Annotated in this window: 3 protein-coding genes; all 3 read right to left on the reverse strand. The window is 66.6% G+C overall.

Annotation, left to right across the window (positions count from 1 at the left end):
* A partial coding sequence (prfA, locus tag VGC77_RS18880) for a peptide chain release factor 1 (protein ID WP_331173102.1) occupies positions 1–910 on the reverse strand: 910 nt, incomplete at its 3' end.
* A gap of 68 nt (positions 911–978) precedes the next feature.
* The gene (ptsP, locus tag VGC77_RS18885) at positions 979–3,246 is read right to left on the reverse strand and encodes a phosphoenolpyruvate--protein phosphotransferase (RefSeq protein ID WP_331173103.1); all 2,268 of its coding nucleotides are present in this window, start codon (positions 3,244–3,246) and stop codon (positions 979–981) included.
* 373 nt (positions 3,247–3,619) lie between these two features.
* Positions 3,620–4,220 (reverse strand): ACT domain-containing protein (locus VGC77_RS18890; protein ID WP_331173104.1); only part of this gene is annotated, 601 nt, incomplete at its 5' end.

The raw sequence follows: 4,220 nt of genomic DNA on the forward strand, positions 1-4,220 counted from the left end.
AGCGGTCGCCGGAGCCGATCTGGCCCTTGCGCTCGGCGGCGCGCTCGGCATCGAGTTTGCTGCGCTGGGTGTCGTAAAGCTTGGTGCGCAAATAAGCGAGCGCCTTGGCCTTGTTCTTGTGCTGCGAGCGCTCTTCCTGCACGAACACGATCGTGCCGGTCGGAATATGCGTGATGCGAATCGCCGATTCGGTCTTGTTGACGTGCTGGCCGCCGGCGCCCTGCGCGCGCATGGTCTCGATCCTGAGATCGTCCGGCTTGATGTCGACGTCGACTTCCTCGACCTCCGGCAACACCGCGACGGTCGCTGCCGAGGTGTGGATGCGGCCTTGGGTCTCGGTGTCCGGCACCCGCTGCACCCGGTGCGCGCCGGATTCGAATTTCAATTTGGCGAAGGCGCCGCGGCCCTTCACCTCCGCGATGATTTCCTTGTAGCCGCCCATGGTGCCTTCGCTGGCCGAGATCACCTCGACGCCCCAGCCCTGAAGCCCTGCGAACTTCTCGTACATCCGGAACAGGTCGCCGGCGAACAGCGCGGCCTCGTCGCCGCCGGTGCCGGCGCGGATTTCCAGCATCACGTTGCGGTCGTCCATGGCGTCCTTGGGCAATAGCGCGACGCGGATCTGCTGCGCCAGTTCGGCCTCGTGCGCCTCGAGCGCTTCGTGCTCGGCCTCCGCCATCGCCCGCATTTCGGGATCGGTCGACGGATCGGCGAGCAGCGCGTCGATGTCGCCGAGTTCGTCGCGGACATGGCGATAGGCCTTCACCAGCTCGATCAGCGGCGTGAGCTCGGCCAATTCGCGCATCAGCTTCACATAGGTATCGGCGCCGACCTGGCTCTGCAGCTGGTTTTCCAGCGAGGCGTGGTGGGCGAGCAGCACATCGAGTTTGGTTTCGGGGAGCATCGACATCGGCGGTCTCGGGAGTTCGGGCGAGGTGTTGGGGCAGGCTTGGCGCGGGAGCGCGGACGACAGCCTCGCTACAACGACAGCCCCTCGGACTCGGCGAATTCCGTCAGCTTCTTGCGGATCGAGACGCTGCCGGCGGGCGCGTTCAAGAGCTGGGTGATCAGCGCCGCGGCCTTGGCGGCGTCGAGGTCGAGGATCATCGCCTTGACCGGGCCGTGCTGGATCGCCGACAGCGACAGCGAGCGATAGCCGAGCGCGATCAGCGCCAGCGCGCCGAGCGGCTGCGACGCCATCTCGCCGCACAGCGACACCGCGCGCCGCGCCGCATTGGCGCGCTGCACGATCTGCCGCAACACCCGCAGGATCGGCGCCGACAGCGAATCGAAGCGGTCGGAGACCTTGGCGTTGCCGCGGTCGACCGCGAACAGGAACTGGAACAGGTCGTTGGAGCCGACCGAGACGAAGTCGACGCGCTCCAGCAATTCGTCGAGCTGGTACAACAGCGCTGGCACCTCGACCATGGTGCCGACGTCGACCCGCTCCGGCAGCGTATGGCCGTGCTGGCGGAGATAGGTCAGTTCGCGCTCGATGATCGATTTGGCCTGGTCGAATTCGGTGACCTCGGAGATCATCGGAAACATGATGCGCAGCGAACGCCCGCCGCCGGCGCGCAGCAGCGCGCGGATCTGGCTGCGCAACAGCCCGGGACGGTCGAGCCCGAGCCGGATCGCGCGCCAGCCCAGCGCCGGGTTTTCCTCGACCACGGTGTCCATATAGGGCAGCGCCTTGTCGCCACCGATATCCAGGGTGCGGAACGTCACCGGCTTGGGGCCGGCGGCATCGAGCACCGCGCGGTACAGCGCCAGCTGGTCCGAGGAGCGCGGCAGGCTCTGGCCGATCATGAACTGCAGTTCGGTACGGAACAGGCCGATCCCCGAACAATTGGTGTCTTCGATATGCGGCAGGTCGATCACCAGCCCGGCATTGATCATCAGGTCGACCGGCTGGCCGTCCTTGGTGACGCAGGGCAGGTCGCGCAGCGCGGAATATTGCGCCTGCCGCCTGGCGCGAAACCGCACCCGCTCGGCAAAGGCGGATTCTACCTCGGCGGTCGGCCGCACATAGATCGAGCCGGAGGTGCCGTCGACGATGATGGCGTCGCCGGGATCGGCGAGGCCGGGCGCGTTGGGAATTTCGCCGACCGCGGCGATGCCGAGCGCGCGCGCCACGATCGAGACGTGGGAATTCGCGGTGCCTTCCTCCAGCACCAGTCCGCGCAGCCGCTTGCGGTCGTAATCCAGCAGCGCCGCCGGGCCCATCGAGCGCGCGATCAGGATGGCGTTGTCGGGCAATTGTTCGCGCGACGGCGCGTGATCCTGGCCGACCAATTGCCGCATCAAGCGGTGGCCGAGATCTTCCAGATCGTGCAATCGGTCGCGCAGGTACGGATCGGTCGAGCGCAGCATGCGCGCGCGCGTGTCGGACTGCACGCGCTCGACCGCGGCCTCGGCGGTGAGGCCGGTGGCGACCGCCTCGTGCAGCCGATGCGACCAGCCGTGATCGTTGGCGAACATCCGGTAGGCTTCCAGCACGTCGCGGTGCTCGCCGCTCTCGGCGACGTCGCCGCGCTCCAGCATGCGGTCGAGATCGGCGCGCAGCTTGGTCAAAGCGGCGTCGAGCCGCTTGATTTCCTTCGGCAGATCCTCGGCGATGTAATTGGTGATGACGACGCGCGGCTCGTGCAGCACGACGTGGCCGAGCGCGATGCCTTCCGACAGCACCGCGCCTGTTTTGTGGATCGAATGCCGTGCCGCGGGCTCGGCGCCGGGCATCGCCAGCGCCGACAATTCGCCGGACGCGATCATCTCCGCCACCACCATCGCGGTGGTCTGCAGCGCCTCGACCTCTTCCTCGACGTAGGTGCGCTTGGCGCGGTTCTGCACCACCAGCACGCCGAGCGTGTTGCCGGCGCGCAGGATCGGCACGCCGAGGAACGAGTGGTAGATTTCTTCGCCGGTCTCCGGGCGGAACGAGAACGCCGGATGGGTCTGGGCGTCGGACAAATTGAGCGGGGTCGCCTCGGAGGCGACCAGGCCGACCAGGCCCTCATGGGCGTTCAGCACGGTTTGGTGCACGGCGTCGCGGTTGAGGCCTTCGGTGGCGTAGAGTTCGAGCGTGTTGTCGACCCGTAGCACATAGGTCGAGCACACCTCGGCCACCATATTGGCGGCGATCAGCACCACGATCTTGTCGAGACGTTCCTGCGCGGAGACCTGCTCCGCCATGGTTTCGCGGAGCCGTCTCAGCAAGACGCGGGGGCCACCCGACGCGCTCCGCATATGCCGATATCTCCCCTGCGAGACCGGCGTACCGCGATGGCAGCACCGGCCAAAAAACTCAGACCAACAACGTCACGCCGTCCGCCCGGCGAGCCGGGAAACTTCGCGAATCACAGCCCGCCGCCCGCGTTGCGCCGCGCTCCGGCCGCGGACGCCTGGTGGCCGCGCAAAACCCGATTCGCATATGGTTCGGTTCGAACGTCTTCCGGGTAGCGATGCCGCGGTACAACCCGGAGGTTGTCCTCGGCCGGTCGCCGCCCGCACCCGTCTCTGCAGGCCGTATAGCGAATTGAAGCTTGTTTTGCCAAGCAAAACGCCTGCCAGCCGGCGGAAACCTGCGGCCCGCCGACGGCTAAAATACCGCGAAAATTGTCTAGACCTGGTCCAGGCCGTACAGCGTATGCAGGGTGCGCACCGCAAGTTCGGTATAGGCGGCGTCGATCAGCACGGAAAACTTGATTTCCGAGGTGGTGATGGCGCGGATGTTGATCTTGCGCGCCGCCAGCGCCTCGAACGCCTGGGCGGCGACCCCGGCATGGCTGCGCATCCCGGAGCCGATCACCGAGACCTTGGCGACGTCGGTTTCCGAGTCGAACCGGGCATAGCCGATGGTGGCCTGGGCCGAGGTGATGGTCTGTTTGGCGCGGTCGAAGTCCGACGCCGGCACCGTAAACGTCAGGTCGGTGGTGGCGCCGTCTTCGGACACGCTCTGCACGATCATGTCGACGTTGATATTGGCCGCGGCCAGCGGCACGAAGATCGAGGCGGCGACGCCCGGCTTGTCCTCGATCCGGCGCACCGATATCTGCGCCTCGTCCTTGGAGAAGGCGATCCCGGTGACGACGTGGTTTTCCATGATTTTCTCCTCGCTGCAGATCAGCGTGCCCGGCGGGGTGCCGTGCGGGTCGATGTCTTCCGGCTTGTCGAACGAGGAGCGCACGAAGATCGGCATGTTGTGCACCATGCCGAGCTCG

Source organism: Rhodopseudomonas sp., assembly GCF_036404135.1.
Lineage (GTDB): Bacteria > Pseudomonadota > Alphaproteobacteria > Rhizobiales > Xanthobacteraceae > Rhodopseudomonas_A.